Annotated in this window: 28 protein-coding genes and 1 tRNA gene; 14 read left to right on the forward strand and 15 right to left on the reverse strand. The window is 62.7% G+C overall.

Annotated elements, in window-relative coordinates; all coding sequences use genetic code 11:
• Positions 1-258: 258 nt before the first annotated feature.
• The 4 genes from ACVWZA_RS17715 to rplI all read left to right on the forward strand — a co-directional run bounded on the left by ACVWZA_RS17715 (position 259) and on the right by rplI (position 1,909).
• Positions 259-459: a hypothetical protein gene (locus tag ACVWZA_RS17715; RefSeq protein ID WP_457312671.1), complete on the forward strand. Its 201-nt coding sequence runs from the start codon at positions 259-261 to the stop codon at positions 457-459.
• A gap of 162 nt (positions 460-621) precedes the next feature.
• On the forward strand, positions 622-1,044 hold the full coding sequence (gene rpsF / locus ACVWZA_RS17720) for a 30S ribosomal protein S6 (protein WP_183112728.1): 423 nt from the start codon (positions 622-624) through the stop codon (positions 1,042-1,044).
• Between the two features lie 13 nt (positions 1,045-1,057).
• The gene (rpsR, locus tag ACVWZA_RS17725) at positions 1,058-1,282 is read left to right on the forward strand and encodes a 30S ribosomal protein S18 (RefSeq protein ID WP_034158365.1); all 225 of its coding nucleotides are present in this window, start codon (positions 1,058-1,060) and stop codon (positions 1,280-1,282) included.
• Positions 1,283-1,294: 12 nt separating this feature from the next.
• On the forward strand, positions 1,295-1,909 hold the full coding sequence (gene rplI, locus ACVWZA_RS17730) for a 50S ribosomal protein L9 (RefSeq protein WP_457312673.1): 615 nt from the start codon (positions 1,295-1,297) through the stop codon (positions 1,907-1,909).
• 426 nt (positions 1,910-2,335) lie between these two features.
• Here rplI and ACVWZA_RS17735 read toward each other — a convergent pair whose 3' ends face one another.
• A complete protein-coding gene (locus tag ACVWZA_RS17735; RefSeq protein WP_457312675.1) occupies positions 2,336-2,611 on the reverse strand; it encodes a hypothetical protein in 276 nt (91 codons plus the stop codon).
• Between the two features lie 121 nt (positions 2,612-2,732).
• Positions 2,733-4,526, reverse strand: coding sequence for a DNA mismatch repair endonuclease MutL (gene mutL, locus ACVWZA_RS17740; RefSeq protein WP_457312677.1), 1,794 nt, complete (start codon positions 4,524-4,526; stop codon positions 2,733-2,735).
• Between the two features lie 162 nt (positions 4,527-4,688).
• Here mutL and ACVWZA_RS17745 point away from each other — a divergent pair, with 162 nt between their 5' ends.
• From ACVWZA_RS17745 to ACVWZA_RS17770, 6 genes are all read left to right on the forward strand, one after another.
• Complete coding sequence (locus ACVWZA_RS17745) at positions 4,689-5,735, forward strand: rod shape-determining protein (RefSeq protein ID WP_457312679.1); 1,047 nt, start codon at positions 4,689-4,691, stop codon at positions 5,733-5,735.
• 159 nt (positions 5,736-5,894) lie between these two features.
• Positions 5,895-6,794: a rod shape-determining protein MreC gene (gene mreC / locus ACVWZA_RS17750; protein ID WP_457312681.1), complete on the forward strand. Its 900-nt coding sequence runs from the start codon at positions 5,895-5,897 to the stop codon at positions 6,792-6,794.
• A 56-nt stretch (positions 6,795-6,850) separates the two neighbouring features.
• Positions 6,851-7,303 carry a rod shape-determining protein MreD gene (gene mreD, locus ACVWZA_RS17755; RefSeq protein ID WP_457312682.1) on the forward strand — a complete coding sequence of 151 codons (453 nt, stop codon included), beginning with the start codon at positions 6,851-6,853 and terminating at the stop codon, positions 7,301-7,303.
• 20 nt (positions 7,304-7,323) lie between these two features.
• Entirely contained in the window at positions 7,324-9,399 is a 2,076-nt protein-coding gene (mrdA, locus tag ACVWZA_RS17760; RefSeq protein ID WP_457312683.1) for a penicillin-binding protein 2, read from the forward strand.
• The gene (gene rodA, locus ACVWZA_RS17765; RefSeq protein WP_457312685.1) at positions 9,396-10,511 is read left to right on the forward strand and encodes a rod shape-determining protein RodA; all 1,116 of its coding nucleotides are present in this window, start codon (positions 9,396-9,398) and stop codon (positions 10,509-10,511) included. The genes mrdA and rodA overlap by 4 nt, the downstream gene beginning before the upstream one ends.
• A gap of 149 nt (positions 10,512-10,660) precedes the next feature.
• Positions 10,661-10,736, forward strand: a tRNA-Lys gene (locus tag ACVWZA_RS17770).
• Between the two features lie 57 nt (positions 10,737-10,793).
• Here the strand turns inward: ACVWZA_RS17770 and ACVWZA_RS17775 are convergent.
• The 8 genes from ACVWZA_RS17775 to ACVWZA_RS17810 are packed head-to-tail and all read right to left on the reverse strand — an operon-like array spanning position 10,794 to position 16,387.
• Positions 10,794-11,849: a tyrosine-type recombinase/integrase gene (locus ACVWZA_RS17775; protein ID WP_457312687.1), complete on the reverse strand. Its 1,056-nt coding sequence runs from the start codon at positions 11,847-11,849 to the stop codon at positions 10,794-10,796.
• Positions 11,833-12,033 (reverse strand): hypothetical protein, encoded by a 201-nt coding sequence (locus ACVWZA_RS17780; RefSeq protein WP_457312689.1) that lies wholly within the window; start codon positions 12,031-12,033, stop codon positions 11,833-11,835. The genes ACVWZA_RS17775 and ACVWZA_RS17780 overlap by 17 nt, the downstream gene beginning before the upstream one ends.
• 7 nt (positions 12,034-12,040) lie before the next feature.
• A complete protein-coding gene (locus ACVWZA_RS17785; protein ID WP_457312691.1) occupies positions 12,041-12,370 on the reverse strand; it encodes a DUF2190 family protein in 330 nt (109 codons plus the stop codon).
• A 1-nt stretch (position 12,371) separates the two neighbouring features.
• Positions 12,372-12,575, reverse strand: coding sequence for a phage head-tail joining protein (locus ACVWZA_RS17790; protein WP_457312693.1), 204 nt, complete (start codon positions 12,573-12,575; stop codon positions 12,372-12,374).
• Positions 12,575-14,326, reverse strand: a complete 1,752-nt coding sequence (locus ACVWZA_RS17795; RefSeq protein WP_457312722.1) for a prohead protease/major capsid protein fusion protein — start codon at positions 14,324-14,326, stop codon at positions 12,575-12,577. The genes ACVWZA_RS17790 and ACVWZA_RS17795 overlap by 1 nt, the downstream gene beginning before the upstream one ends.
• Positions 14,319-14,516, reverse strand: a complete 198-nt coding sequence (locus ACVWZA_RS17800; RefSeq protein ID WP_457312694.1) for a hypothetical protein — start codon at positions 14,514-14,516, stop codon at positions 14,319-14,321. Before ACVWZA_RS17800 ends, ACVWZA_RS17795 begins: the two co-directional genes overlap by 8 nt.
• Entirely contained in the window at positions 14,509-15,798 is a 1,290-nt protein-coding gene (locus tag ACVWZA_RS17805; RefSeq protein ID WP_457312696.1) for a phage portal protein, read from the reverse strand. Before ACVWZA_RS17805 ends, ACVWZA_RS17800 begins: the two co-directional genes overlap by 8 nt.
• Before the next feature lies 1 nt (position 15,799).
• Positions 15,800-16,387, reverse strand: coding sequence for a hypothetical protein (locus ACVWZA_RS17810; protein ID WP_457312697.1), 588 nt, complete (start codon positions 16,385-16,387; stop codon positions 15,800-15,802).
• A gap of 327 nt (positions 16,388-16,714) precedes the next feature.
• On the opposite strand from ACVWZA_RS17810, the gene ACVWZA_RS17815 reads away from it, so the two are divergent.
• A complete protein-coding gene (locus ACVWZA_RS17815; protein WP_457312698.1) occupies positions 16,715-17,311 on the forward strand; it encodes a hypothetical protein in 597 nt (198 codons plus the stop codon).
• Here ACVWZA_RS17815 and ACVWZA_RS17820 read toward each other — a convergent pair.
• From ACVWZA_RS17820 to ACVWZA_RS17835, 4 genes are all read right to left on the reverse strand, one after another.
• Positions 17,308-19,080, reverse strand: coding sequence for a phage terminase large subunit family protein (locus ACVWZA_RS17820; RefSeq protein WP_457312699.1), 1,773 nt, complete (start codon positions 19,078-19,080; stop codon positions 17,308-17,310). The two genes, ACVWZA_RS17815 and ACVWZA_RS17820, sit on opposite strands and share 4 nt — an antisense overlap.
• Positions 19,067-19,519, reverse strand: coding sequence for a hypothetical protein (locus tag ACVWZA_RS17825; RefSeq protein ID WP_457312700.1), 453 nt, complete (start codon positions 19,517-19,519; stop codon positions 19,067-19,069). The genes ACVWZA_RS17820 and ACVWZA_RS17825 overlap by 14 nt, the downstream gene beginning before the upstream one ends.
• Positions 19,520-19,910: 391 nt before the next feature.
• Positions 19,911-22,073 (reverse strand): DUF5906 domain-containing protein, encoded by a 2,163-nt coding sequence (locus ACVWZA_RS17830; protein ID WP_457312701.1) that lies wholly within the window; start codon positions 22,071-22,073, stop codon positions 19,911-19,913.
• A gap of 745 nt (positions 22,074-22,818) precedes the next feature.
• The gene (locus ACVWZA_RS17835) at positions 22,819-23,211 is read right to left on the reverse strand and encodes a M67 family metallopeptidase (protein WP_457312702.1); all 393 of its coding nucleotides are present in this window, start codon (positions 23,209-23,211) and stop codon (positions 22,819-22,821) included.
• A 17-nt stretch (positions 23,212-23,228) separates the two neighbouring features.
• Between ACVWZA_RS17835 and ACVWZA_RS17840 the strand changes: the two genes are divergently transcribed.
• The 3 genes from ACVWZA_RS17840 to mtgA all read left to right on the forward strand — a co-directional run bounded on the left by ACVWZA_RS17840 (position 23,229) and on the right by mtgA (position 26,062).
• Positions 23,229-24,179, forward strand: coding sequence for an RluA family pseudouridine synthase (locus tag ACVWZA_RS17840; protein WP_457312703.1), 951 nt, complete (start codon positions 23,229-23,231; stop codon positions 24,177-24,179).
• Positions 24,180-24,236: 57 nt separating this feature from the next.
• Positions 24,237-25,142, forward strand: a complete 906-nt coding sequence (rpoH, locus tag ACVWZA_RS17845) for an RNA polymerase sigma factor RpoH (RefSeq protein WP_457312704.1) — start codon at positions 24,237-24,239, stop codon at positions 25,140-25,142.
• A 260-nt stretch (positions 25,143-25,402) separates the two neighbouring features.
• Entirely contained in the window at positions 25,403-26,062 is a 660-nt protein-coding gene (gene mtgA, locus ACVWZA_RS17850; RefSeq protein ID WP_457312723.1) for a monofunctional biosynthetic peptidoglycan transglycosylase, read from the forward strand.
• A 30-nt stretch (positions 26,063-26,092) separates the two neighbouring features.
• Here mtgA and ACVWZA_RS17855 read toward each other — a convergent pair whose 3' ends face one another.
• The gene (locus ACVWZA_RS17855) at positions 26,093-26,341 is read right to left on the reverse strand and encodes a hypothetical protein (RefSeq protein ID WP_457312705.1); all 249 of its coding nucleotides are present in this window, start codon (positions 26,339-26,341) and stop codon (positions 26,093-26,095) included.
• Between the last annotated feature and the right edge of the window lie 44 nt (positions 26,342-26,385).

The raw sequence follows: 26,385 nt of genomic DNA on the forward strand, positions 1-26,385 counted from the left end.
CAATCGGGGTGTCGATCACGCCCGACAATGCACCACTGACGATCAAGCTGATCGGCAAGACCGGCATCGACGCCAATAGCCAGTCGGGTCGCGGCCAAGGGTTTTTAAGACCGGCCGCGCCCTTTCCAGATCGATCAAGGACCCCACCTGTCAACCGGCCGAGCAGTTGAAGGGCAGTTTCGAGTATCGCTCGGGTCACACCACCTGGGGCTGGACCTGGGCCTTGTTGCTCGCCGAAACTCGCGCGCCACGGCGATTGTGGCGCGTGGACGCGCTTATGGCGAAAGCCGCATCGTGTGCGGCGTGCATAATGCCTGCGCGGTCGAGGCCGGCCGGACCACCGCTTTATCGACGGTCGCGGCCAAGCATGGTCAGGCCGGTTTCATGGCCGATGTCGCCATGGCCAGGCCGCAAGGATGCGAAGCGGAAGCCAGGCTGGTGGCGCAACCGATCCTGTAACGCGGATCGTCAACGCTTGCGTTTCGCGCGTTTCTCGTTATGGATCGCCGCTTCCGGGGTGGAGAGCGTGGCTCTTCGCCCCTGATTGCTTTGAGAACGATAGCCGGAGGGGCGTTTCGCATGGTGCGGGCGTCAGCGATCGGCCAAGACGAAGGACAAGACATGGCTCTTTACGAGCATGTGTTCCTTGCGCGCCAGGATCTGGCACAGGCGCAGGTGGACGCACTGGCGGAAAACGCCACCAAGATCATCACCGACAACAAGGGCAAGGTCGTAAAGACCGAATCCTGGGGCCTGCGTAGCCTGGCGTACAAGATCGCCAAGAACCGCAAGGCGCATTACGTGATGCTCGAAATCGACGCCCCCGGCGATGTCGTCGCCGAGCTGGAGCGTCAGACTCAGATCAACGAAGACGTGATCCGCTACATGACCGTCAAGGTCGACGGCCATGAAGAAGGCCCGAGCGTGATGATGCGCAAGAGCGATCGTGACCGTGAGCGCCGTGGCGAACGCGGTGATCGTGGCGATCGTCCCGATCGTGGTGACCGGCCCGAGCGCCCGCGTCGCGACTTCGATAGCGAATAAGGAGGCATAGACCATGGCACGCCCATTTTTCCGCCGCCGCAAGAGCTGCCCCTTCTCCGCCAAGGATGCTCCCCGGATAGACTATAAGGACGTCCGGTTGCTGCAGGGCTTCGTGTCCGAGCGTGGCAAGATCGTCCCGAGCCGCATCACTTCGGTGAGCGGCAAGAAGCAGCGCGAGCTCGCCCAGGCGATCAAGCGCGCCCGTCACCTTGGGCTCCTGCCCTACATCGTTAAGTAAGGAGCGAGCACCATGGATGTTATCCTGCTGGAGCGCGTCGAGAAACTCGGCAAGATCGGTGACGTCGTCACCGTGAAGGACGGGTTCGCCCGCAACTTCCTGCTGCCGAACAAGAAGGCGCTGCGCGCCAACGACGCCAACAAGAAGGTCTTCGAGGCCAACCGCGAGAAGATCGTGGCCGACAACGACGCTCGCCGCGGCGAAGCCGAGGTCGAAGCCAAGTCGATCGACGGCATCACGCTGACCCTGATCCGTCAGGCGTCGAACACCGGCCAGCTCTATGGTTCGGTTGCGGTGCGCGATCTGCTCGAACTGCTCGAGGCCGATGGTCACAAGGTGCCGAAGTCGGCGATCGTGCTCAACAAGCCGATCAAGGCGATCGGCGTGTATGACGTGAAGGTCTCGCTCCACGCCGAAGTCGCGGTGATGATCAAGGTCAACGTCGCACGCTCGCCTGAAGAAGCCGAGATGCAGGCGCAGGGCGTCGACGTCATGTCCGCGATGTTCGAAAAGGACGAGGCGGGCTTCGTCGAAGCTTACGACCCCAATGCGGAACCCGGCGCGACCGCCGAGGTCCAGTCCGAGGCTGCTCCCGAAGCGACCGAGGAAGAGCCGACCGAAGGCTGAGCCTTTCATCGGCGATATTGAAAAAGGGCCGCCCGGAGCAATCCGGGCGGCCCTTTTCATTTGCCTGTCTCCCTGCTGCAATCGGCGGGATAGTTGGTTCAGGGCACCGCCACGCACGCTCCGACAACGGCAACCAGCGGGATCAGGGCAAGGAAAAGGGGCACGATGCTTTTCATGATAAGGTCGCTTTGCTTCGATGACTTGACTTAAAAATGCGCGCCGCGCGTAAAGGTTTCAGCCAGATGAACGGGAATCTTTCTTCGGCATGCCGGAACCTTTTCACGACGCCCGAGTCGCGATACTGACCAGCGCCGACAGGTTTGCAGAAGCAGCTATCTCGCGCGATCGCCGTTCATTTTAATGTGTTCGGCGCATCCATCGCCGACCAGCGCGGAGGCAATGCAAGATCCCGCAATATCGACGCCATCATTGAGAGCCGCGCTGACGGCGTCGATTTTCGATGCCGCATGCAATCGCTTCGTAAACATCATGGTCCATCCGGACCGCCTGACAATGCCGCCGCGCCAGCGCGAGGGCGGCGACATATTCGGGTTGTCGATCAAGCTTTGCCGGGATCTCGCCGCCTTCCGCCGTAAGGACACTGATGGTCGGCACAAATTTAGTGATGCCCAAATCTTCCAGGATCGGCCCGCTAAAGGCCATCGGCAGAAAGTTGGTGCAACGATGCGCCTGACCGGGCATGAACCCGTCGGCGATAAATGCCGGACCTGTTCATCCTCCTCGGCAAGAAGCGTCGCCGCCAAAATCTCAGCCGCCGCGATCACGCGCTGCTCAGGCAAATTCGCAACGCGCCGAAACAGCCTCATCGCCGCCCGAACAGTTTCTCGATATCGCCATGTGCCAGCTTCACCCAGGTCGGTCGGCCATGGTTGCACTGGCCGGAATGCGGCGTGACCTCCATTTCCCGAAGCAGCGCGTTCATCTCCGTCACGGACAATATCCGCCCGGCACGGACCGAGCCGTGACAGGCCATCGTCGCGGCGACATGATCGAGGCGTTCCTTCAGGCTCAGTGCCTCGTCGAACGCGGCAAGCTCATCGGCGAGATCGGTGACCAGGCCCGTAACATCGCTTTGGCCAAGCATCGCCGGCACGGCTCGAACAAGCATCGCGCGCGGACCGAAGCGTTCGAGATCGAGCCCGAATTCGCTCAGTTCGGCGATGCGCGCATCGAGCCGGTCGCAGGCGGGTTCGTCGAGTTCGATCACTTCGGGCAGCAGCAATGCCTGGCTCGCGACACCGCCGGTCGCCATCGCCCTGCGCATGCGTTCGAGCACCAGCCGTTCATGCGCCGCGTGCTGGTCGACCAACACCAGACCGTCCTCCGCCTCGGCGACAATATAGGTCTTCGCCACCTGGCCGCGCGCGACGCCGAGCGGATAGCTGGTCGTTTCGGGTGGCGGCGCATAGGCGGGCTCGGCCCGCGCCATCGGTGGCGGAATGAAGCTGGTGCGGCGATCATGCACGGCATAGCGCGTCTGCGACGATGGCGACGAAGACGGCGCGTCCCATTGTCCGACATGCTGCCGGTCCCATAATTGCGACGCGGGCGGCGCGATCGGTTCGCTCTGCCATGCCGCCATCGCCCCTCGGTCCGGGCGTTGCGCGCTGCGATGGCCGGCTTCGTCGAGCGCGCGGCGCAGGCCGCTGACGATCAGGCCGCGCACCATGGCGGGTTCACGGAAACGGACTTCGGTCTTGGCGGGGTGGACGTTCACGTCGACCGCGTCGCCCGGCACGTCGAGGAACAGCGCGACCACCGCGTGACGGTCCCGCGCGAGCAGTTCGGCATAGGCGCCGCGCACTGCGCCGACGAGCAGGCGATCCTTCACCGGCCGGCGATTGACGAACAGATATTGGTGGTCGGCGATGCCGCGGTTGAAGGTCGGCAGGCCGGCGATACCGCCGAGCCGCAGGCCTTCACGCTCCAGGTCGATGAGGATGCCGTTTTCGACCAGCCCGCGATCGGTCAGCGCGGCGACGCGGTCGGGCAGCGTCTCCCCGCCCATCACCGACAGAACCCGCCGGCCATCATGTTCGACCGAAAAGCCAATATCAGGGTTCGCCATGGCGAGCCGTTTCACGACATCGAGGCAGGCGGCATATTCCGAACGGGCCGAGCGCAGGAACTTGCGCCGCGCAGGCACCCGTTCGAACAATCCATCGACCCGCACCCTTGTGCCGGGCGGTATGCCGATCGGTCCTTCGGAATCGAGCAGGCCATTATCGACCACGCGCGACCAGCCTTCCGCACCGCGCACCCGGCTTTCCAGCGTCATGCGTGCGACGCTGGCGATCGACGGCAACGCTTCACCGCGAAAACCGAGCGTCGTCACCGCCTCGATCGCCTCATCTGGGAGCTTGGAAGTCGCATGACGCTCCAACGCGAGCGTCATATCGGGGGGCGTCATGCCGCAACCGTTGTCGATCACCTCGATTCCGTCCACGCCACCCCCCCGCAAGCGTATATCGATGCGATTCGCGCCCGCATCGACCGCATTTTCGACCAGTTCCTTCAACGCACTGGCGGGCCGTTCGACCACTTCACCGGCAGCGATACGATTGACGAGATGTTCGGGGAGGCGCCGTATTGACATGGATGATGCTGTAGCCCAAGCGACGGCATCCCGCGACCCGCATCTACAGGCATCCAGAGCGTGGAATTTCCGCCCTGGATCCTTCGGATATAGCAGTTTTGCCGGGACCAGTGCGAACTGCCGAACCCGGTCACATGGGGGCGGCCTGAAACGGAACGATCAATGAGCTTCTTCTCGAAACTTTTCAGGTTCTCCTCGCACGACATGGCGATCGATCTGGGGACCGCGAATACCGTCGTGTATCTGCGGGGCCGCGGCATTGTGCTCAACGAACCATCGGTGGTCGCGATCGAGACGATCAACGGTCAGAAAAAGGTCAAGGCGGTCGGCGACGACGCCAAGCTGATGATGGGCAAGACCCCGGACAGCATTCAGGCTATCCGCCCGCTTCGCGACGGTGTGATCGCCGACATCGACGTCGCCGAACAGATGATCAAGCATTTCATCCATAAGGTTCATGGCGGACAGCGTCGCTTTTTCCGCTGGCCGCAGATCGTGATCTGCGTGCCGTCGGGTTCGACCTCGGTCGAGCGCCGCGCGATTCGCGATGCAGCATCGAACGCAGGCGCCTCGCAGGTCTGGCTGATCGAGGAACCGATGGCCGCCGCTATCGGCGCCGACATGCCGGTCACCGAGCCGATCGGGTCGATGGTCGTCGATATCGGCGGTGGCACTACCGAAGTCGCAGTGCTCAGCCTGCGCGGCCTTGCCTATACAACATCGGTCCGCGTCGGTGGCGACAAGATGGACGAAGCGATCGTCTCCTATGTGCGCCGTAACCATAATCTGCTGATCGGCGATTCGACCGCCGAGCGCATCAAGCAGGAAGTCGGCGTCGCCAAGCCGCCGCCCGACGGCATCGGCCTCACCATCCACGTCAAGGGCCGCGACCTGGTCAATGGCGTGCCGAAGGAAATTCAGATCAACCAGGGCCAGATCGCCGAGGCGCTGTCCGAACCAGTCGGCCAGATCGTCGAGGGCGTGCGCATCGCGCTGGAGAATACGGCACCCGAACTGGCAGCCGATATCGTCGATCAAGGTATCGTGCTCACCGGTGGTGGCGCACTGCTCAAAGGCATCGACGAGGTGTTGCGCGATGAAACCGGCCTGCCGGTGACGATCGCCGACGACCCGCTGATCTGCGTCGCGCTCGGCACTGGTCGCGCACTTGAGGATCCGGTGTTCCGCGGCGTGTTGCACAGCGCTTAAGGGCGTCGATTCGGATAGCCTTTCGTTCCGGCCAACCCCTTGTTCGGGACGAACGGCCAGCGCATCGCTCGGCGCGAACGGCTTATACGAAGGTGAGAACAATTGTTCCGAAGACCGTTTGTATATCGTACACAGCCTTAGGGCTTTTGAGGGGGTAACATGGCGCCGTCTCGCAACCGGCGCCCGGGTTTCTCGCGGCGGGCGCAATACGGATTGTTCCTGGGATATGTCATCGCGGCCGCGGGAGCGATCGTCGCGGTGATCCTGCTCGCGCTCGATACATTGAACCCGCCGGCCTTTACCGCGCTGCGTGCGACCGTCGCCGAAATCACTACGCCGATTTCGTCGGGCATGGCAGGACTTGGCCGCGGCATCGCGTCGATCCCGGCGTCGATCGGCAATCATTTCGCCGTCAATCAAAAGAATGCGCAGTTGCGCAAGGAAATCGCCGACAACCGCGCCCTGCTGCTGCGCGCACGCACGCTGTCCTATGACAATCGCCGGCTCAAGGCGTTGCTCCACTTGCGTGAACGCAATGCCGATCCGGTCGTCACGGCGCGGCTGGTAAGTTCGTCCGCGTCCAGCACGCGGCGCTTCGCGGTCCTCAATGCCGGCGCCTGGCAGGGCGTGCGCGAAGGACAGCCGGTACGCGGCCCGGAAGGGTTGATCGGCCGCATCCTCGAAACCGGCCCCAATACCGCGCGCGTGCTGCTGCTGACCGATCCGGAAAGCATCGTGCCGGTACGCCGCACGCGCGATGGTCTGCCCGCGCTCGCTGCGGGGCGCGGCGACGGAATGATCGACGTCCGTTCGGTCAGCCAGGCCAATACCCCGTTCGAACCTGGCGACGTATTCGTCACATCGGGCACCGGCGGCATCTACTCACCCAATATTCCGGTCGCGCGCATTGTTCGTCGCTCGAGCGACACAGCCTTGGCGCGCAGCTTCACCCAACCCGATACGCTCGATTTCGCGCTCGTGCAGCAGACCTTCATGCCTGTCTTGCCGCCCGCCCCCGCGCCCAATGCCGCAACCCCCAGTCCGGCCGCCAAGCCGTGAGGGCTCCGGCGCGCAACCCCTATGATGCCCCGCCCCCGCCGGTCCTGCAGCGAATCGTGCCAGGCGCTTCTGTCCTGATCGCGTCGCTGATCACCATCTGGCCCTATGTCGCGAGCTTCCCATTGGTGCCGCCGCTCGGCCTGATGGTATTGCTCGGCTGGCGGCTGTTGCGGCCCGATGCCTTCGCGATCTGGGCGGCATTGCCGCTCGGGTTCTTCGACGACCTGGTCTCGGGTCAGCCGCTGGGCAGCGCCATGCTGTTGTGGATGATCTGTTTCTTTGTCATCGACATGATCGATCAGCGCCTGGTGTTTCGCGATTTCTGGCAAAACTGGCTGATCGCCGCCGGATCGATCGGCTTGTGCCTGATCGCGGGTCGGCTGATCGCATCGCCGCTCGGCGCTCATGTCGATACCGTGCTCTTGCTGCAGGCCGCCATCTCGATCATGTTGTTCCCGCTGGTGGCGCGGTTTTGCGCATGGCTGGATGGTAAACGCGAAGGCGCATGACCAAGGGTGTGCACTAGCCAATGCGAACGATGACGGAGGCTTCCCAATCCTATAGTTTCAGCCGTCGCGCGATGATGCTCGGCGTCGGGCAGGGCCTTGTCGCGGTCACCCTGGCCGCACGCATGACCTGGCTCGCAGTGGCGGAGAACGAACGCTACCGCATGCTTTCCGAGAGCAACCGCGTCAACATGACGCTGGTGCCTCCGCGCCGCGGCTGGATCGTCGATCGTCATGGCGCGCCGCTGGCCAATAACCGCACCGATTTCCGCGTCGACATCATCCCCGACCGGCTTGAGGACAAGGACCGCGTACTTGACCTGTTGCGCGCCATCCTCAATCTTCCCATCGAGGAAATGGATCGCATCGCCACCGATCTGAAGCACGCGGCGGGGTTCCAGCCGGTGCAGGTCGCGGAAAATCTCAACTGGGAACAGTTCGCGGCGGTCAGCGTCCGGTTGCCCGAACTGGTCGGCATCGCACCGACGCGCGGCTTTGCGCGCAGCTATCCCGCAGGCGCGGCGGTCGCGCATCTCACCGGCTATGTCGGCGCGGCTTCGGCCGAGCAATATCAGAAGACCAAGGATCCCTTGATGGTCACGCCGGGCTTCAAGCTGGGCAAGGATGGTCTTGAAAAGACGCTTGAAAAATCCCTGCGCGGAGAGGCGGGCGCGAAGCGGGTCGAAGTGACGGCGCGCGGCAAGCTGGTCCGTGAACTCGAAACGCGGATCGACAAACCCGGCCAGACCGCGCGACTGACGATCGATGCGGGATTGCAGGAATATGCCGCGCGGCGCCTCGGGACCAACTCCGGCTCTGCGGTAGTGATCGATTGCGAGACCGGCGACATCCTGGCGATGGTGTCGATGCCCGCTTACGACCCGAACAGTTTTTCTGACGGCATCAGCCATCTCGAATGGAAGATGCTGTCCGACGACGATCACGTGCCGTTGATGAACAAGACGCTGCAGGGGCTTTATCCCCCGGGGTCAACGGTCAAGCCAATGAATGCGCTGGCGCTGCTCACCGCCGGGGTCGATCCGCATGCGCGGGTCAATTGTTCGGGCGCGATGCGCGTCGGCACCGGCGTTTTTCATTGCCACAAACGCCGTGGCCATGGGCCGCTCGACATGAAAAATGCGGTTATGCAGAGCTGCGATATCTATTTCTACGAGATGGTCCGCCGCGTCGGCTATGACGCGATCGCCCCGATCGCGCGGATGGTCGGGCTGGGCGAGAAATATCATCTTCCGTTCGATACGCAGCGCTACGGCACCGTCCCCGACAGCGCATGGAAGCTGAAGAAATACAAAGACGCCTGGACCGTCGCGGATTCGCTCAATGCATCGATCGGCCAGGGTTATGTGCTCGCCAACCCACTTCAGCTGGCGGTGATGGCGGCGCGCATTGCGTCCGGACGAGACCTGAAACCGAGAATATTGACGACCGGCAGGGCACCGCTCGCGGCACCCCTCAAAGTATCACCCGAACATCTCGCGATCGTGCGCGATGCGATGTTCGGTGTGGTCAACCAGGGCGGCACTGCCGGTTCCGCGCGGTTGCAGATCCCCGGTGTCGCGCTCGCGGCAAAGACCGGCACTGCGCAGGTCCGGCGCATCACCATGGCCGAACGCGGTAGCGGCGTGCTCAACAACCGGCAATTACCGTTCAAGCTGCGCGATCACGCGCTGTTCGTATGCTTCGCGCCGGCCGACAAACCAAAATATGCCGCTGGCGTCGTGCTCGAACATAACGGCCATTTGATCCGAAACCTCGATACGCCGCTGATCGCGCGCGACATCATGACCTATATGTTCGACCGCGAGGCCGCGCTGAAATCGCTCGCCGAAGGTGAGCCGACCTGGGGCGGTGACATCACGCAACGCGCCGCGGCGCAGAGCGCCGCATACCGCGCCGCCGCCAACGCGCCGGCGCCGGGTGTCGGTGCCGCGACCGAAACAAGCGCCACCGCGCCGACCGCCGCGCCGGCGGTAGAGGCCGCTACCGCCGCACAAAATGCCACCGCCGAGGCACTCGGCGCCGCCACCGCTTCGGGCAACGGAATCGCGCAGGTCGGATCGACGGAGTCGCAGGAATGAACCCCGGGCTAAACTTCGTCCCCGCGCCACTCGCGCAATTGCCATGGAGGATCATCTTCCTGGTCATCCTGATCGGCAGTTTCGGGCTGGTCGTGCTGTATTCCGCCGCGGGCGGTTCGCTCCGCCCCTGGGCATTGACCCAGGGCATCCGCTTTTTCGTGCTGCTCGCCGGCGCGATCGCGCTGTCGCGTGTGCGCGAATCGGTGTGGAGCAATATCGCGCTGCCGGTCTATGCCGTGCTGGTTATCGCGCTGGTGCTGGTCGAACTGCTCGGCGCGGTGCGTGGCGGCAGCCAGCGCTGGCTCGACCTCGGTCTGATCCGGCTGCAGCCATCGGAATTCATGAAGCCGTTCATCGTGCTTGCCTGCGCAAAATTCTACGATTTGCTTCCGCCCAACGAGACGCGGCGTTTCGGCGCGATCTGGCCCGCCGCGCTGCTGATCGGCGTGCCCGGCGCGCTGGTCATGCTGCAGCCCGATCTCGGCACCGCATTGATGATCTGCATGGGTGGTGTGGTGGTGATGTTCCTGGCCGGCGTGCCGCTGCGCCTGTTCATCGGCGGCGCGCTGGCGCTGGGCGCGGCGATCCCCCTCGCGGTCAATTTCGTGCTGCACGGTTATCAGCGCAACCGCATCCTGGTCTTTCTCGATCCGGAGAGCGACCCGCTCGGCACCGGCTATCATATCAGCCAGTCGAAGATCGCGATCGGGTCGGGCGGCATCTTCGGAAAAGGGTTCCTCAACGGCACGCAAAGCCATCTCGATTACCTGCCCGAGGGTCATACCGATTTCGCCCTGGCGACGATGATGGAGGAATGGGGCCTGATCGGGGGCATCTTGCTGATCATCGCGTTTTTCGCGGTGATCTTCTGGGGCGTGAATGTCGCACTGCAGGCGCAGACCAAATTCGGCCGGCTGACCGCGGCGGGCCTCGCCACCACGATCTTCCTGTATGTCGCGATCAACATGTCGATGGTCATGGGCATCGCGCCGGTGGTCGGCATCCCCCTGCCCTTTATCAGCTTCGGCAGCTCGGCCCAGCTCACCGTGCTGACCTGCCTCGGCATCCTGATGTCGATCGACCGGCAAAATCGGCAGACGCAGCGCTGGTAATGAATGCGGGCGATGCTGCGCGGCAATAAAGTAGGACGGATAGCGGAAAAAGGCCAATTTCGGGTTTGCATTTCGCAGCGGCAATGGTAACGCGCGCCCTCCCCGACAGCGGCGGCGCCCCCAACGCGCTGATCCAGCCGCACCGGAATGGACGCATAGCTCAGTTGGTAGAGCAGCTGACTCTTAATCAGCGGGTCCTTGGTTCGAGCCCAAGTGCGTCCACCATTGTTTTTACTCGCTTTTTTCCGGCTTTCGTCGGACTCGGTTAGAACAGTTGGGAGGTTAGTTGGGAGTTTTTCTCCCCTCCAGCTTCCGAATTGCCGACTCCGCTAGGGCCTGATCGCGCTTCATGTAGTGCGACACGATCGTCTCCGCGTCCTTCATGGAATGGCCGGTCAAAGAAGCGATTTCCGGCACCGTGCATCCCGCTATCGCGAGCCGCGTAACCGCCGTGCCGCGTAGATCGTGGAACGTGACGCCGGACACTCCAGCCTTTTCGCACGCCTTGCGCCACGATGCCCGGAAGCCGGATTCGGTCCATGCCGTCCCGCCCTCAGTTGCTAGGATTGTCATGGGGCGCGGCTTGCCTTCCGGGATGCTCGCCAGCGCCCGCTTGGCGGCGTCCAGCGCCTCCCGGAGCGGCTCGCCAACCGGCACCACCACCCGCACGCCAGTCTTACCTTGCGTCACCCGGATATGAGTGCCGTCATAGGCGCTCCACGTCAGCCGTAGGAGGTCGCCTTGCCGCTGCCCGGTCCAGAGCGCCAGCGTTAGCGCGAGATGTAGATGCGCCGGGGCCTTGGCGTAGAAGGCCGTGGCGTCGGCGTCGGTCCATGTCTTATCGGCCCGCCCGGAGCGATAGAGCCGTCCGGGGCGCTCGCACGGGTTGAGCGGCACTAGCCCGCGATCGAAACCCCATGACAGGATGCGCGCTAGGACGCTGAAACGGTAATCGGCTTGGCGGCGGGACGTGACGCCGATGCGGTCGCGCCAGTCGAGGAACACGCCACGCGATCCGCGATCCAATAGCGCACTGATCGGGAAATCCCCGAACTCGGTTTCGATCGCGCGAATATGTTTCTTGTAATCGACGCGAGTTTTGTCGGCGAGGTCAAGGAATGTGGACGATCGCTGGAAACGATCTAGGACCGATTGGAGTTGCCCTTCTGGCGTAACGCGGCGGGCCGCGACGGCGGTATTGTATGCGGCGTGAAACTCTGGCGAGCCCGGCGTGCCGTCAAGGCGCGGGCCGCCTTTCCAAGCATAGTAATAGGTGACGCTGCTACCATCGGCGAGCCGTTTGGTTATGCGATTGATGCCTTTAAGCCGGACGCGCATCACGCTTCGCCTTCCATTGGTCCAAAGGACTTGCCTGCCCGGAAATCGTTTCCCGGCTTTGCTCCAGAACGATCGTGCCGTCCGGGTTAATCTCAATTCGCGCCACGTCCAAGCCCGCCGCCCGCGCGGCTTTCACCGCACGAGTCAGATCGGCTTGCCGGAACGTGGCGCGTTTCGCTGTCATCGCGGCCTCAGAAAGCCCCGTTGAGGCGCACGGAGACGGCGGCGCTAGGATTGGGGACGGACTCGATCGCCACCCCCAGCTTGGTATTGCCACCCGCCGTTTTGGTGACGACTCCGTTGGCGCTGTCCCAATAGACGGTATCGCCCTGCCCGATGGCGAGGGCGGCAACCTTTGGGAGATTGAAAACGCCCACCACGTCCAGCGCGAACGTGTCGCCTACAGCGGCATCCGCATTGGCAATGCCGATGATCGAGCCTTTCGTAACCACGTCACCGGACGCCACAACGGCGGCGGCGATGATGTCGAGCGTGTCGCCACGCTGCACATAGTTTCGCATGTCAGTATCCCTTACGAAAAACGATGGTGTTAGGGCGGCGCATCCCCGCCAACTCCCGATCGCAAGCGGCGATTGCCGCCGCCATCTCGCGATCGGATGAGTATTCGACGCGCTCGCCGTTCTGATCGGCGAACGAACGGACTCCGTTCATCCGCGCCTCGAATAGCGAGTCTCGCCATTTCTGGAGGTCGGCGAGCGCGGCCATTACAGGGCCTCGCCGGGGTTGCGGTAAGCGCCGCGCCAGTCGATCGCACCGGCCCCGAAATCGAGGACCACGCGCCATTCGCGACCGAGAACGTCCCAACCGTCGCGCGACGCCAGTTGCGGCCCCGGCGCGCTGGACAGATACCCATAAGCGAGCGTCGGCACTTGGGCCGGGTCCGCGAACAGATACCATGCGCCTTCCGGCAAGCCCGGCTCCACGAGTAGCGTCAGCTTGCCCGAGAACGGATTGGCGTCGTCCACCTTCGCCGCCGCCAGTGCGGCAAGGAGTTGTTCGCCCTTCGTCTCCAGATCAGCCGCGACCACCAGATACTTGGGGGCAACGCTGATCCGCGTGACGCCATCAATGCCGGTCTGGAGCCGCATGGCGAGGCGTGCCGCCGACAGTTCGTCCACGTCCGGGGCGGCGGCGAGGCCAAGGTTGCCGTGGTCCGCATGGAACAGCGCCTTGCCATCGCTCATGCCCGGACCCGCTCCAGCGGCCTCCAGCAGCACCGACAACAGCAACTCGCGTTCCGTTGCCGCCGCCGCGTTACCGGCATTGCGGGTAAAATCGCCAAGGATGCCGAAACGATCATTGATGAGGACTTGGCGAGTCAGTCCAAAGATGCTGGCATAGGTGTCCAGCTTGAACTTTTCGCCGCTTTCCGGGATGGTGACATGCTTGATCTCGCCAGCTTCCGTGACCTTTTTCAGCGTCGGCAAACCACCCGTGCGGATGGCCGTCGCTTCGCGGAAATCGGGGAGGTTGCGCTGGACGCCGACGCTTTTGAGCGGCGACTCCGCTGCCCGATAGGACGACAGCACGATACGGGTGCCCGCGTCGTCCAGCGTGATCGGGAAATCGGACGTGGTGCCCATCGCACGGGTGACAAGCGCATCCGCGCCCATCGTCGGCACGCCGGACTCGCCGCTACGGGTAAGGCACAACCGCATGTGGTCGTGCATCCCAAGCCCCATGTATTGCCGCGCGCCATCGCTCGGCTCCGCGCCCGTGTAGGTCGCTGCCAAGGCTTCCGCCTGAAAGCCGCGAACAAGGGCCGGGTCCTCGCTGGAGCGCCCCACGATGATGACGGGGCGGCGGGCCTGCGATGCCTCCCAAGCGGCGGAGCGCGCATCCGTGACGGTCGCTCCACGGTCGATCAGTTCGTCCGCCTGTTCGGGCGTCATGCCCGCCGCTCGGCAGATCGTGCGGATTTCAGCCCGCGTCGTGACAGCCTCATCCGGCTCGGAAATGATTTCCGGTTCCATAATTGTATTGCTCCTGATTGTAGCTGATTGGTCGGCGGGAACCGGAACAAGAGAGACCTCAAGGACCTCCCACTTCGTCATCGTTCGAGTCTTGTGGCCGCTGGCGGCGTCGCGGCCATCCTTCCAAGCGGTGGCGCGATAGCCGACGCTTACGCCGGTTATGTCGCCACGCTCGATTGCGGCGAGGGCGGCGGGGTCGCTAATCCGCAAGGTGGCGACGATCGCGCCACCCTCGAAATGGACGCCCTCAACGCGGCCTTTCACGTCGCCAATCGAGGTTTGCCGATGCGCGTCCAGCACCGGCATGTTGGCGGCAAAGGACACATGATCCGGCCCGATCGCCAACGTCTCCACGAAACCCGCCCGGCGGACGGGAGCGCCCGTGGACAGCGTGGCAATGACAGTCGCGGTGCCGTCATCGTGGCGCTGGAGGCTGGCGGGACTGATCGTCGCCGGGAGGCGACGGGTCAAAATATCAGACATATTGGTTTTCCTTCCGCTGGAGCGGCGAGGCACGCCAAAATGTCAGCTTGTCGATTTCCTCCACCGCCGCGAGCATCGAGCCGTCGCGAAGGGCTGGCGCGAGCGGGCCTTGGTGGATCGTCGCGACAACTGTCCGCTTGGTCGTGAGTTCTTTGATCGACACTTGGTAGATCGGGGGGACGTTATGCACTTGGGGCCTCCTGACTAAAAGTTAGGCCAAGGCTGGATTCTCTCTCACGGTCGGAAACGATTTCCGCGTCTAGGCGCGCGATGTCCCAACCCAATTCGGCGGCGGCCCGGCGGCGGGAGGTGAGGCCAAGTCGCAGCATCTCGGCAGTTGCTGAAACGTCCTTCGCGGGGTCGATCCACGGGCGGGCTGGAGCGATGAACTCGCACGCCATCGCCTCCGCCAGATCAGCGACCTTACCGGCGAGGTATTGGCGGGTGGCGAACGCCTCCCAAGCCGGTTTGAGGAATTGCGGGACGATCGTGGAAAATTGCGCGGCTTCAACCCGCATGGAAAACTCCACCATGCCACCGCGCAAGCTGCCATAGTTCGCATCCGCCAAATTGTTGGAGACAAGGTGCGTCGGGACGCCAAACCCGGCGCTGATCCGGTGGAGTTGATGACGTAGGAACTCCGCCGCCTGTTGCGCCTGTTGCGGGGTCGCGAACTGGACGCGCCAACCCGCCGGAAGCACCTTCAACGTGCCCGGTTCGAGTCCGCTCTCCAGCACGCTCCCGCGTGACGTGCCATCAAACGGGAAATCGGCGGCGGCGTTGTTTTCATCCGTCGCAATACCCGCAAACATGGCCGCGACCTTTACCCCCATCAAAAGGGCGTTTTCAGTGTCGGCGAGCGTGTCGGCGGCGGTCAGCACGGCAATGCCCCATGGCGCTCCGCGAATCTGTCCGGGGAAATCTTGCCGCCAGAGACGGGCATAGCGGTCACGTTCGATCCGCTCCGGGGCGGCGGCGGGGTCGCGCCGGATATAGATGGCGGACTCGCGCCCATCCGTGAACTCCACGCCCTCTTTGATCGTGGTGCCATTATCGTGGTCGCTGGCGATGACGCCTCGCGGCACGCGGAGCCAAGTCCAACCAGGCTGGAGGATGGCGATGCCCTCGCCGGAAACCACCATGTCCCGTGCGAGGCCGCCGGTTAGGGCGTCGAAGCTGCCACCGCCCCAAACGGCGCTCCCCGCATATGCTGTCCACGCGGTAAGCAATTCGGGATCATGCGGCGCGAAGCCCCACCCGGACCCGGCGAGCGCGGTTGTCCACGCATCGCAACCGTTCCGATAATAGCCATCGCCAGCATAGTGTTGCTCGCTCAACGCGATGACATTAGCGGGCACCGTCCGGCGGTCCCCAAGCGTGTTCCAGCCGGGTTCGTCCCGCCAGCGCGTGGCCGTGGGTTCATAGGACCGCGTGCGGAGACGATCGGGGAACAGCCAAGAGCGGAGGCCCATGTCAGTTCGCCCCGATGCGCCCGGCAACAGCGCCGATAAGGGGCTTCAACAGCGGCGCGAGATGCACCAGCATCGTGACGTGCGGGAGGTAGCCTTTTGGGAAATCGTTTCCGGGCAATCCGCCCTCGCCATCATACAGCACGGCGCGGACGGCAATCTTGCCGGTCTGATCGCACTTGCGCACGTCCACGCGGAGGACCCAAAGTTCGTCGCGTTCGATGCCCTCAAGGGCCGCGATGATCGGATGCATGACGGTCGCGGTTTTGTCGGGGTCGGTGAACTTGGTCCAGCCGTAGCAAGCGGAGGACGCTTCACGGAGAGACTCCCGAACGAGCATCCCGCCATCCGCCGTCAGAGCGGTAAGAATGACGGCAACTGCCATGTCACAAACGCGATAATTCGCGTGCTTGATCGAACCTTCGCCGATCGTGCCACCGATATGCAGCAGCCCGTCGCGGTTGAAATCACGATTTCGACGACTGCCTTTTTCGGCGTCCTCATGCGAATATCCCAAGACTCGGTAAGCCTCAAGCCCGCGACCTAGCGGAAGGCTATACTTGCTTTTATTGACAATCTTCTCAGTTGTCATATCGGAAACTCCCTATTTGCGCGGCGACTCGGCAGATAAGGAGGATTACTACTTTGATCCGACAATGTCGAGTCGGATAATAACTTGACGACTTTGGACGCCCTCTGTAGGGCGGACAGTGCCAAGGCCCACGGGAATGGGTTTTGGTCTCTTCGTCGTCGGTTGGATGGTAGCCATGCCATCCACTCGTGAGAGGTCGGGCTGGTGTATCGTCAACCAGCGCCAGCCCGACTTGGCCGGACGGGCGGATTCACTCCCCCAACCCGTCCGGCCATCTTTCGGCACGCAGGCTATTGCCGCTGGAGGTGGACCCGATATTGTCCGCCCATGTTTGGAAACCATCACTTTGATCGTGTGCGGGAAATCTTCTCGGACCAGTTCGAGCCGGACGGAGCCGATTTCGTTTACCGCAAGAGCATGAAGGGCGCGCCGATCCGCGTCTCAGCAGCGGAACGGGACACCTTTTTGGCGGACTTTAGGAGGCGGCTGCGATATGCCACGTGGGGCATCTTTCCAGCGACTTTGTTGCTGATTGGCTTGCTTGTCGTGCTTGTGCCGGATGTAGACAGCCCATCATCAAACCTGTTTATCTACGGCGGCATCGGCGTGATTATCGCGGTGTTTATGGTCGGCTACTATTGGGCGTGGAACGCTCCCGCTCGCGAACTAGAGCGTAGACCAACGCTCGGGGAAGCTCGATCGCGCGTCGAGGTACGCCGCGTGATGCTAGCCAAGATGACATACGGTCAGCTTCTAATTGGCATAGGAGCAATGGCAGCATTGTTGTTCAAGGTTTCGGACAAGACAGACCTATTTCATGGGTGGGGACGGCTATGGCTTGTCTTCGCCGTTCTGATTGTGCTCGGCATCCTTTTTCAAATGTTTCGGAAGTGGCGGTTCGATCAGCAGCGCGATAATTCCTAGCGCCCTAACCACGCCGATCGGATAACCGGCTTCACGGCGGGCGCGACCGCCGACACGCTAGCCAGTTCTTCCTCCCGCCGATCTAGGTTGGCGGTAACGAGCGTGCGAGCGGCATAGGCATAGACCACACAGTCCAGCGCCTCGGCTCGCATCCCCGGCTTGCGCTCGAAACGGCGCACGGGCTGTCCCCGGACATAGCGGACTATGCGGCGCTCCGATGCCAGTTGCTCATACCAAACCGGCTCCAGACTATCGGAAAAACGGATGGTGCGCCCGCGCGCCAGTCGGGTCAGGATTTGCGCCTTCAATCCGTCAACTCCGATCAAAAACAGCTTCACGCCCTTGGCCTGAGACAGCGCGGCGGGAGGCCGGGTGCCTGCTACGCCCTTGCCCGCCATAATCTTGCGACCAAAGCGCGGGCGGCAAAACGCATAGACGCGCTCGGTCCAGCCCCCGTCCCCGGAGTCGATGATGGCCGAGTCCAGGCGGAGCGTACCGCCGTTCGGATGCGGCCATGTCGTGCGCAATAAATCATCTAATTCTAGCCAAGTTGTGTCGTCACCCGGCGAACCCCAAACCACCACATGGCCTAAGATTAGTGCCGCTCCGCGCGACCAGCCGATGAACGTGGTTTCCAAGCGATCATCTTGCACGTCCACGCCCGCCGTGACGATCAGCACGTCCGGCGGCACGTTATCCAGCCCGAACGGCTCCGCCCTCGCCTGTAGCGCGGCCTCGTCCACCGCTTCCGACTCTTCGCGCCAGCCTTGTGCGAGGATCGTGTTACAAAACACTTGCAAGGTGTCGGGACTGCCCTTGGCGCTAAGGAACTCAGCCGCCAATCGCGACCAACTCGCCATCGCGTGCGGACTGACAAGGGCGTTGATGCGGAAACCGGCATGGCCTTTCACGTCCGGGCACGTCGCGCGCCACCGGCCCGCCGCCATCATTCCCGCCTTATGATTCTCGGAAATCATTCCCGCGCAATGCGGGCACCGGAAGGCGGCGGTTTCGGGCTTGTCCGGCTCCCATTCTATATGCTGCCACAGTATCTCAGTGAACTCGCCGCAATCTGGGCACGGGACCTCAAAGATACGCTGATCGCTTGTCGCATAGGACCGCAGGACGTTGGACGTTTCCTCCAGCGTCGGCGTGCTGCCCATGACGATTTTGCGGTTGGCGAATGACATCGTGCGGCGCTCCGCCAGCACCACCGGGTTGCCTTCCGGCCCGGCTTCCATTCCATCGGCCTCATCAATAAGCAGCACGCGGACGTTGTGCCGACGCAGATTGCGGGGGGCCTTTGCCGCGACGATCTTTAGACTGCCGCCGGGGAAGCGGCGGGACAGCAGCGTGTTGCGCCCGCCTTCGTCGGCACTGAGCAGCCCGGAAAGCGCCGGTGTGGCCTCAAATATCGGTTCGATGTCCGATACGGTGTAGTCGCGGCAATCGGCCTCAGTCGGCAATAAGAGCAGGATCGGGGACGGTTCGTTCGCGACATAGCTGCCGATCGTCGCGGTTAGCAGCGTGGAGAGGCCAACCCGGACGGACTTTACCAGCGTCACCCGCTCAATCTCCGGGTCGCTGATCGCGTCGGCAATGCCGCGCTGGAACTCCCACAACCGGACCTCGCCGGGCAACGCCGACACGTCCTCTGGAAGCTGGAGGTTGGCCTCAATCCATTCGGAAAGCGGCAACCGGGGCGGCGGTCGCAATGCCGCCAGCGCCCGCGCCCGCGTCTCCCACGTCGATCGACTAAAGGTCATCATCGGCGAGTTCCTTCAATGCGTCGCGTATCTCCCGGTCCATCACGGCGAGGTCATGCGCGGAAAGATGCGACAAATGTTGCTGGAGCCGGGCTGGCATGGCGAGGAACCGGGCGCGGATCATGCGGCATATCTTGTCCCACATGGCCTCTACCTCGCTCGCCGGGATGAGTTCGCGCCGGGCAGCGGCGTTCTTCATCTCCAGCGCGTCGGCTTGCTCCCGTGCCACCCGTTCGCGTTGCGCGGCGAGGCCGGGGCCGCCACGTCCCATGGCGTTGTCGCGGAGAGTCTTGCAGTAGGCGCGAACAGACAGCCTTAAATCAAACTGTCCGTCCTCGCCGCGTTCGAGTTCGCCCGAATTGCAGAGTTGCTTAATCCGGTTGTCCGAAACGCCAACAAGCGAGGCCAGTTGAGAGATTCCGATGCGCTGATCTATCGACATGACAGTTTAGCCTTAAATTGGACTGAGTATTGGTCGGCAAACTGTCTCAGTTGTATTTTAGTGATTGGAATGATGGGGCTCCGCGTCCCCCCAACGGCCACCCCATGGTAAGGACCCGCCGTGATCCGTGTGATCCGATGCCGTGATCCATGTAAACGCCTGCTAAGTGACTGATATTGCAGCCGTGATCCAAGTGATCCATGTGATCCATTGGTTGAAACGCTATAGGCGTTTATCGGACACCCCTCTCCACCGTTGCTCTGACAGTCAGAACTCCCGTGTGGGTATTTACTTAGATCACTTAGATCACTTGGATCACAGGGTATAAGTAGTCTGATATATAAGGGTTTTCCGTGATCCATGTGTGATCCATGTGATCCATGAAGCGCGATCATTGCTCGGCCTCCCAATCCACGGGTGCGCCAATCCATGCTGCGAACCTATCCCGCGCGACGCCAAGCGGCGGGAGTAGATAGACCCAAGCGCGATCGTGCCGCCCGCCTTGCATCTTGCGGTCCAGTTCGGGGAGCATCGCGCGGAGCATCTTGCCGAACGCCCGGCTGTCCAGCGCGTCACCGTCATAGCGGCGTGACCGCAGGAACATCACATAGGCATCTCGCAACGCCTCGCATCCGACCGTCCGCTCCCCGTCCTCCCATGGTTCATCCGCGAAATGATTTCCGACCTCCCCGCTATTGAGCGTGTCGAACCACCACTTATTGATGCCCCGCAGGCTGGCGAGTTTCTGATTCCGCAGGCCCTCGGTTTCCGGGGCCTTGCGCACGTTGAAGCCGGTTAGGTCGAATGTCTGGAGGTAGTGGAGCAAGGCCGCAGGCCCAGCCCCCTCCATTTCGGCCCGTAGAGCCGCGAAATAAGCGTCATCGCCCATTCGCGCGTCCGATACCTCAAACACGGCCCAGCGGCGTTCGTCATGGCTGGCGGGCACCACCCATTCCGCGTTGGCGGATATGAACAACCGCAGCACGCTCCGCAGATTGATGGAGTCGATGCCCTTGCGTTCGATCTCCACCCGATCGGACGTGACAAGGTATTTCAGGACTTCCTCGGCCTTGCGATCTCCCGCCCATGATCCTTCCTGCACATGGAGCAACAGCGCGTTCTCCATGCGCCGGTTGAACCGCCCCACGATATGCTCGGCATTGGCGACAGTCGGCGCGTGGCGACTCCCGATCATCCGCGCCAGATACTCGCCGATCGTATCCTTGCCCGTCCCCTTGGGACCTCGCAGCACTAGCGCCACGCCCGGCTTTTCGTGGGGCCGCTGGACCATGTGCGCCAGCCATCCGATGACATAGCGGGCATGGTCCGGCTCGCTGCCACAGACGACATTGACGACATGGCGCACGAACAGCTTGCAAGAGCCGCTGGCGTCCGGCTCCACCGCCCATCCGCGCCATAGGTTCAGCGTGCCCGCTGGAGCGCCACCGGGGGCGAACTCCACGCCGTTGGGAAATGTGCGCCGATCAGCATGGCGCATCCACCGCGCGGAAATCGGTTCCGATCGCTTTTCCGTCACGGCAACACGATCGTTCGCATAGTAGGCGTGGAGGTCCCGTTCGGTGCTGAAATCGGTGCCGCCGTCCTCCCGCTCGGTCGCGATCAATGCCTTGCCTTGCACCATCACAAGGGCGTGACGATCATTCAGCCGGGTAATATCATCGTCGGTATAGCTTTCCTCCCACCCGTGTTCCTTGGCGAGATGGTAGAGCGTGCCGATCGCGACGGGCTTGCCGGTGGACTTACCGAATGAGTCCCACACCCGGCGCTGATCGCGGGCATTGTATTTCCCGCTCGCACGGCTCCACTCATCCCAAAGGTCAAAGCCCTGTTCGCTGCCCCGGCTTTCTGCGTGGAGCGCCATGCCGACCGGACGCCAGCACGCTTCGCGATCGTCGCGGGCGTCGGCGGGGATGGCGTCCAGCGCGGAGCCGATGCGCTCCCAATCGGGGACGTGCGGCAAGTCCTCATCATCCGCCACCGGCTGGAATGGCGATAGGTCCGCCGCGCCGGGGACATAGGGCTTACCATCCTTGCCGATCGCATCGGCGTCCAGTTCGTCGGCGAGGTCCAGTGCCGTGCCGTCGATCATCCGCACGTCTGGCGCGGGGCCGCCCTCAACGCGGCCATAGAAATAGGTTTGCGACAGCGCGAAGGACTCGCCCTGCAATGCGCCCTCCAGCGCGCCGTTGAGGCGGGCACACAGACGCTCCCGGTCCTCGGGACTATGCGAGCGCGACAGCGGACACAGCACGCGCCAGCGGGGCTTGTCGGGGCGATGCGAGGGCGTGGTGTAGATCAGGCCCGCCAGCCCGGCGGCCTCCAGCAACGCGCCAGCATCGTCCACAGTGAAGGTGCCCGCATCGTGATCGCCCTCAACGCCGTCGATCGCCAGCACGTTCGCGTTGTGGCGGAGCGACCCTTTCGCGGACAGCACGTTGCCGAACCCCCCTAGCTTGATGAGGGGTAGCGCATCCTTCCGGGCCGCGACCCGGCGCGGGATGGCATCCGCGATCTCCGCCAGTGATCGAGTCATGGCGCGCTTGGTCCGTCCGGTCGTGTCGGGAAATACCGTGAGGAGGAGCCGCCTTGCGAGCGGGCCGCCGTTGTGGTATCCAGATACCGGCTTGGGCGCTCTAGAGGGACCGTTCGGGCTGGGATTTAGACAATCGCGAGCGCCGTTCCGGGGACCATCCGGGGCGGCGTTTTCGGTTGGCAGTTTTCCCGTAAGCCTTTGATCTTGCATGGGCCCTTTTCTTTCCAGTTGGGAAAAAAGCCGAGCAAAATCAAAGCCCCGTTAGGGACTCTTAATCAGCGGGTCCTTGGTTCGAGCCCAAGTGCGTCCACCATAATTTCAATAAAATGACACACGTCAGGCTATCAATCTCGGGGCGCCGACGACTTATCGCTCGGGTAACCCGGCAGGTATCGGTAAATTTATTGCGTTGCCAATCTCTGAGAACGTCTCTGACCGGCCCTATAATTCGCGCGATCGGGTTTTTCGCAGGTTAGGAGAACGGTTGCCGCGATGCGAGGATTTCGGCCGGTCATCCTTGCCGAAGAAGTGTTGCAGCATTGTTGGCATGATCTCCAGCTTGCCTGCAACCTCAGCTTGAATGAGACCGCTTGTCTCCCAAAACACAAACTGCCCGCCCTTGAATTCGGCCGTAAAACAACGCCTCCAGACCCTCGCCATCATCCACGCGTGGCTCCGCAGAGTCTATCATCGGTGTACGTCAAACCGAGGGAAGATAACCCGTCCACTGCCCCTCTAGCCCGGTTTAATATTGGTCGAGCGCGACCTGCTCAAAGGCGCCGGCAGCGACGCTGCGCCACAAGCGGGCTTCCTCCACGGTCAGGATGAGCCAGTATGTGCCATCGCCCATCGCCCCTTCAGCGTCGCGCGACGATGGAACCGGTCGGCCAAGGGGATGCGAGTGATAATGGCCGATCATTCTCGCGCCGCCAGCGCGCGCGGCACGGTGCGCGGCGAACAGGGCAGCAGGATCGAGTTCGAACAGGCGAGCAGGATCGGCGGCGACATTGGCGGCCGGTTCGGCCGTCTCGATACGTTCCGGCGAGCCGAACAACAGCCCGCAAATCTCCGTATCCGGCGATGCGCGCGCTTCGTTTAGCAGTCTGCGCAGTAGAGTGCTTGAAATCGCGATTCCCATGCCCACATCGCTATAACATGAGTTCGGGGGTTACCATCATCGAAGCACGCATTTCGACCGAGGCCGATGGCTGGAGGATCGATCGTGCGCTCGCCGAAGCGGTACCGATTTTGTCGCGCGAACGGTTGAAGGCGCTGCTCTCTTCCGGCGCGGTGAGCGATCCGTCCGGCGCACTGGTTCGGGATCCGGCGCGGAAAGCGGTCGGCGGCACGGTATTTACCGTCGCAGTTCCCGACGCCACGCCGTCGCATAACGAAGCGCAAGAGATCGCGCTCAACATCGTATTCGAGGACGAGTATCTGATCGTCATCGACAAACAGGCCGGGCTGGTCGTCCACCCGGCGGCGGGCAACCCCGACGGAACATTGGTCAATGCGCTGCTCCACCATTGCGCGGGCAACCTTTCGGGCATTGGCGGGGTCGCACGGCCGGGCATCGTCCACCGTATCGATAAGGACACGTCGGGCCTGATGGTCGCGGCGAAGACCGACCGGGCACATGAAGGGCTGGCGAAACAGTTTCACGATCACTCGATCGACCGCCGTTACAAGGCGATCGTAACGGGCCGGCCGAACAGGCTGGAAGGCACAGTCGATGCGCCGCTCGCGCGATCGCCAAACAACCGCAAGAAGATCGCGATCGTACCGAACGGCAAGCGTGCGGTAACACATTACACCGTGTTGAAAATGCTGAAGGAAGCCGCGCTGGTCGAATGCCGGCTGGAGACCGGGCGGACGCATCAGGTGCGGGTCCACATGGCGTCGCTCGGTCACCCCTTGATTGGAGACCCGGTTTATGGTAGAACAAAACAAGCTCATCGGACAATTTTGGAAACCTTGAATTTCCATCGACAGGCGTTGCACGCCGCCCGTTTGGGGTTCATTCACCCCGTGAAAAGTATCGCTTTGGCATTCGATAGCGAAATGCCTGCCGATATGACGGAACTGTACGATATACTCAGCGTCTAGTGGTTCAGCGTCCGTGCAGCCTTTGTGAGGCATGGGCCAATTAAGGGAGATCAGATCATGGCAAACCGCAGCAATGTGCCAGCAACGGTCCCCGCTCTTGGCGGGGAGGCAAGCCTCAACCGCTATCTGTCGGAAATCAAGAAATTCCCCATCCTCGCGCCAGAGCAGGAATATATGCTCGCCAAGCGCTTCGAGGAGCATGGTGATACCGATGCGGCGGCACAGCTCGTAACGTCACACCTCCGTCTCGTCGCCAAGATCGCGATGGGCTATCGCGGCTATGGCCTGCCTGTGTCCGAGCTGATCTCGGAGGGCAATATTGGTCTTATGCAGGGCGTGAAGAAGTTCGAGCCGGAGCGTGGTTTCCGTCTCGCGACCTATGCGATGTGGTGGATTCGCGCCTCGATCCAGGAGTATATCCTGCGCTCGTGGAGCCTGGTGAAGATGGGCACCACCGCTGCGCAGAAGAAACTGTTCTTCAACCTGCGCCGGATGAAGTCGAAGCTCGACGCGTTCGAGGACGGCGATTTGACGCCGGAGCATCTGTCCAAGATCGCGACCGACCTGGGCGTGACCGAGGACGAAGTGACGAGCATGAATCGCCGCATGGCGATGGGCGGCGACACGTCGCTCAACGTGCCGATGCGCGAAGATGGCGAAGGCCAGTGGCAGGATTGGCTGCAGGACGATGCGCCGTTGCAGGACACAGTCGTCGCCGACGCGCAGGAAGCCGATGTGCGGCACGAAATGCTCACTTCGGCGATGGACGATCTGAACGAGCGCGAGAAGCACATCCTGACCGAGCGCCGCCTGACCGACGACCCCAAGACGCTCGAAGAGCTCAGCCAGGTCTATAATGTCAGCCGCGAACGCGTCCGCCAGATCGAGGTGCGCGCCTTTGAGAAGCTGCAAAAGGCGATGATGCGCCTGGCCGGCGACAAAAGGATGCTCGCGGCGGTTTGATCCGATAGTCCCCTCCCGTTCGCGGGGGGTATTCGGGAAGACGGGTGCGCCAAAAAAAGGCCCTTCCCTCACCGCGTCCGATCCGGCAATTCGGTTGCGTAATGACCGGTCCGGCGCGCCCCGACCCTTTCGATCCCGCTGCACCGTTTTCCGGCGCACCTGTTCGTCGCGCTGGCGTCGCGACCACGCTGCCCGCACAAGAGAGCCCCGTCATTCCCACAGGACCCGCCAGGCGCCATTCATTGTTCCGACGGATCGTCATGATCATCGTCAAGGCGGTGCTGTGGTTCCTGCTCGTGTCCATCCTGTGGGTGCTTGCCTATCGCTTCATCGCGCCGCCTATCACCTTTACCATGGTCGGCGACATGATGGGCGGGCACAGCGTAACCAAGGCATGGATGCCGATCGCGCGCATCGACCCGAACATGGCGCGCGCGGCGATCGCCGGCGAGGATGCGCGCTTCTGCATGCATTCTGGTTTCGACATGCGGGCAATCGAGCAGGCCTATAAGCGCAATGCAAAAGGTGGTCGTATCCGTGGCGGATCGACGATCAGCCAGCAGACCGCGAAGAACGTCTTTCTGATCCAGGGTGGCGGTTATCCACGCAAGGCGCTGGAGGCCTATTTTACCGTCCTGATCGAACACCTCTGGGGCAAGAAGCGGATCATGGAGGTCTATCTCAACGTCGCCGAGACGGGAATCGGTACCTATGGCGTCAATGCCGGATCGATCCGCTATTTCGGCCATGACGCATCGCGTATGAGCCCGGCCGAGGCAGGACGCATCGCGGCGGTGCTGCCATTACCCAAGAAGCGCGCGGCAATCGCGCCGCGCGGCTTCACCAAACGCCACGGCAAGTCGATCAGCCGGTGGGTCGGCGTGGTGCGCAACGACGGGCTGGACGCCTGTCTTCGGTGACTGCCCTTCAGGACGTCTGACCTCTGCGAGCTACTCCGCCGGTTTGTCTGCCGCCTTCTGCGCCGCATCGCCGACTTTCTGCGCGCCGTCGCCGACATCCTTGGCGGCGGACTGGATCGCATCGGTCTTTATGCCGTCGTTCTTACCCTGGTTAAACAGATAGATCGCGCCGATCACGACCGCGATCAGCAATATGACGGCGATCAACATGCCGCCACTGCCGCCACGGCGTTCGATGATCGTGGTGTGCGGGGTTTCAGTCACGCGGTCTTCGTCCATGATTTCTCTCCCTAACCCGGAGAGCAAAACGGCGCACCGCGTGC

It is taken from the genome of Sphingomonas sp. UYAg733 (assembly GCF_054057355.1).

Coding starts and splice junctions, on each gene's coding strand:
- rpsF (WP_183112728.1), top strand. CDS start 622: ATGGCTCTTTACGAGCATGTGTTCCTTGCGCGCCAGGATCTGGCACAG.
- rpsR (WP_034158365.1), top strand. CDS start 1,058: ATGGCACGCCCATTTTTCCGCCGCCGCAAGAGCTGCCCCTTCTCCGCC.
- rplI (WP_457312673.1), top strand. CDS start 1,295: ATGGATGTTATCCTGCTGGAGCGCGTCGAGAAACTCGGCAAGATCGGT.
- ACVWZA_RS17735 (WP_457312675.1), bottom strand. CDS start 2,611: ATGCCCGGTCAGGCGCATCGTTGCACCAACTTTCTGCCGATGGCCTTT.
- mutL (WP_457312677.1), bottom strand. CDS start 4,526: ATGTCAATACGGCGCCTCCCCGAACATCTCGTCAATCGTATCGCTGCC.
- ACVWZA_RS17745 (WP_457312679.1), top strand. CDS start 4,689: ATGAGCTTCTTCTCGAAACTTTTCAGGTTCTCCTCGCACGACATGGCG.
- mreC (WP_457312681.1), top strand. CDS start 5,895: ATGGCGCCGTCTCGCAACCGGCGCCCGGGTTTCTCGCGGCGGGCGCAA.
- mrdA (WP_457312683.1), top strand. CDS start 7,324: ATGCGAACGATGACGGAGGCTTCCCAATCCTATAGTTTCAGCCGTCGC.
- rodA (WP_457312685.1), top strand. CDS start 9,396: ATGAACCCCGGGCTAAACTTCGTCCCCGCGCCACTCGCGCAATTGCCA.
- ACVWZA_RS17775 (WP_457312687.1), bottom strand. CDS start 11,849: ATGCGCGTCCGGCTTAAAGGCATCAATCGCATAACCAAACGGCTCGCC.
- ACVWZA_RS17780 (WP_457312689.1), bottom strand. CDS start 12,033: ATGACAGCGAAACGCGCCACGTTCCGGCAAGCCGATCTGACTCGTGCG.
- ACVWZA_RS17785 (WP_457312691.1), bottom strand. CDS start 12,370: ATGCGAAACTATGTGCAGCGTGGCGACACGCTCGACATCATCGCCGCC.
- ACVWZA_RS17790 (WP_457312693.1), bottom strand. CDS start 12,575: ATGGCCGCGCTCGCCGACCTCCAGAAATGGCGAGACTCGCTATTCGAG.
- ACVWZA_RS17795 (WP_457312722.1), bottom strand. CDS start 14,326: ATGTCTGATATTTTGACCCGTCGCCTCCCGGCGACGATCAGTCCCGCC.
- ACVWZA_RS17805 (WP_457312696.1), bottom strand. CDS start 15,798: ATGGGCCTCCGCTCTTGGCTGTTCCCCGATCGTCTCCGCACGCGGTCC.
- ACVWZA_RS17810 (WP_457312697.1), bottom strand. CDS start 16,387: ATGACAACTGAGAAGATTGTCAATAAAAGCAAGTATAGCCTTCCGCTA.
- ACVWZA_RS17815 (WP_457312698.1), top strand. CDS start 16,715: ATGTTTGGAAACCATCACTTTGATCGTGTGCGGGAAATCTTCTCGGAC.
- ACVWZA_RS17820 (WP_457312699.1), bottom strand. CDS start 19,080: ATGATGACCTTTAGTCGATCGACGTGGGAGACGCGGGCGCGGGCGCTG.
- ACVWZA_RS17825 (WP_457312700.1), bottom strand. CDS start 19,519: ATGTCGATAGATCAGCGCATCGGAATCTCTCAACTGGCCTCGCTTGTT.
- ACVWZA_RS17830 (WP_457312701.1), bottom strand. CDS start 22,073: ATGACTCGATCACTGGCGGAGATCGCGGATGCCATCCCGCGCCGGGTC.
- ACVWZA_RS17835 (WP_457312702.1), bottom strand. CDS start 23,211: ATGGGAATCGCGATTTCAAGCACTCTACTGCGCAGACTGCTAAACGAA.
- ACVWZA_RS17840 (WP_457312703.1), top strand. CDS start 23,229: ATGAGTTCGGGGGTTACCATCATCGAAGCACGCATTTCGACCGAGGCC.
- rpoH (WP_457312704.1), top strand. CDS start 24,237: ATGGCAAACCGCAGCAATGTGCCAGCAACGGTCCCCGCTCTTGGCGGG.
- mtgA (WP_457312723.1), top strand. CDS start 25,403: ATGATCATCGTCAAGGCGGTGCTGTGGTTCCTGCTCGTGTCCATCCTG.
- ACVWZA_RS17855 (WP_457312705.1), bottom strand. CDS start 26,341: ATGGACGAAGACCGCGTGACTGAAACCCCGCACACCACGATCATCGAA.